The following is a 1,708-nucleotide window of genomic DNA, read 5'->3' as shown; positions in this document are numbered from 1 at the left end:
CAAGTTAATTTTATTGCAGACATCTTCGGAGTTGTTGCATAAATAATCTTAGTTCTAGAGAATTTTATCACTTCAAACCTTTTTTGCAACACAACCGATTTTTGACCGTCTCCTCCAGTGAACTCGAATACACCCGATTAATGCGTAGGCGTAGCCCGCCGCAGGCATCGCTAATTAACTGCATCTGGTCACCTTCGGCAGGCAAGTAATTGAGTGGCTTGAGGTGGTCGATTCTCACAGTGTACTCCCCATCCCACATTCTCACTCACTGTGCAACTGTAGTCATTCACCTGGCTGACAATTCTCTTCTAACAGCCACCCTTGCCGATTAATTACTTATACAAAAAAGATAAGGGATTGCTCATATTTTCAGCAAAACCAAGAATCCCGCGATCGCGATGTTCGTAAATTAACTGACCTTGGGAATCAAATAGAAAAGTGCCTCCCCGTTGTGTCAAATAAGATGAATCTGGTACATAAATATTCCAGTTTCTCAAAACTTCAGTCATGTTTCGCAGGCGCAGGGTTGCTAATTCAAATGGGCGCTGAAAACCTTTTCCTCCAGCCGCTTTGAAAAACGAACCTTTTATTGGTGGTAAAGGTGTACCCTTGATAACTTCCTCATCAGCAATTAATTGAGGTGCTTTTTTATCACCTTTGTAACCCCGAAAAACTTCCTTGAGAGTTCCAGGGCTACGAATTCCTGCACACATTAAGATTAAATTAAGCCAAGCTGTTTGTGAACTTGATAGCAAAGGAAATTGTATAGATAAGCCGCGATAAAGACGTAAAAGCTCGTGAACTTCAGCCTTTGCATCCACAAATAACAATTCTTGAGGAAAGCCAGTATATTTGCAAAACTTGATCCCAGAATTGCGGTTTCCAATTCCAATAGCACGAATTGTGATTCCTCTGGCTTCAATCTCTTCAAATTCTCTTCGCAGCCACCAAGCGTATTCTAAATTATCAAAATCTCCCAACTGCGACCAAATAAGTACGAGCAACTTTGAAGTATTTGAGCAACCATCTAAAACGGGTTTAATCTCTCCATCACTAACTCGCAAGCGTTGAGTTTGACTCAAAATTGAGTAAATATCTAGAGAATTGGTGGGTGTTTCAGTATTCATGTACGTGAAGGCAACAGTCTTTAAATAAAATTTTAGATGGATTCGGACAGCAACCCTGACATATCTAATACTCGTCCTGACCAAATATTACATTGTTCTGACATTTGCCTCTGTTTACTATCATCAGACCAAATACTATTAAAAGTTAATCTCCATCGTGCCAGTTGAACTTGAATGTTAACCAGTTCTTCAGCATATTCAGGCTCAATTTCTGCTGCCGTCCATTCAATAAAACATATAGTTTCATCTGTCACACTTTCAACAGCTTCTTTATAAGCGCTGTTACAAAATGTTCTAATCCTTGCTAAATTGGAAGCTATGTGTCCTAAGCGAATTGATGTATTTTCACTTTGAAAATGCACTTGTTTTTTATCTAAATTCTGGTTCATATCCACCAATTAACTCCTGAGTTATTTTTTTAACACGTTCTTTAATCGCTGGGTCTTGAATTAACATTGAGCGATTATTTTGACTGGGACGAATGTTAATAATCGATTCATAAGCTATCGATTGGTCAAAGGGAGTCCAATCCGCACCCCAGATATCTCGCTGTCTACTACCGTCTTCAAGCAATGCTGCTT

At 39.4% G+C, this 1,708-nt stretch carries 4 protein-coding genes; all 4 read right to left on the bottom strand.

Translation table 11 applies throughout. The features are described 5' to 3' along the window. Positions 1–67 precede the first annotated feature (67 nt). Positions 68–238, bottom strand: coding sequence for a hypothetical protein (locus tag HCR01_RS37795; RefSeq protein WP_193200994.1), 171 nt, complete (start codon positions 236–238; stop codon positions 68–70). 94 nt (positions 239–332) lie between these two features. Continuing rightward, positions 333–1,127 (bottom strand): peroxiredoxin-like family protein, encoded by a 795-nt coding sequence (locus tag HCR01_RS37790; protein WP_193200993.1) that lies wholly within the window; start codon positions 1,125–1,127, stop codon positions 333–335. Positions 1,128–1,159: 32 nt separating this feature from the next. Beyond that, a complete protein-coding gene (locus tag HCR01_RS37785; protein ID WP_193200992.1) occupies positions 1,160–1,516 on the bottom strand; it encodes a hypothetical protein in 357 nt (118 codons plus the stop codon). Further along, positions 1,497–1,708, bottom strand: a 212-nt coding sequence (locus tag HCR01_RS37780) for a DUF5674 family protein (RefSeq protein ID WP_226890087.1), incomplete at its 5' end; no start/stop codon positions are given. The genes HCR01_RS37780 and HCR01_RS37785, both read right to left, overlap by 20 nt.

The sequence above is a fragment of the Nostoc sp. MG11 genome, assembly GCF_014904695.1.
GTDB lineage: Bacteria > Cyanobacteriota > Cyanobacteriia > Cyanobacteriales > Nostocaceae > Komarekiella.
This window is presented reverse-complemented; position numbering and strand designations above follow the sequence as displayed.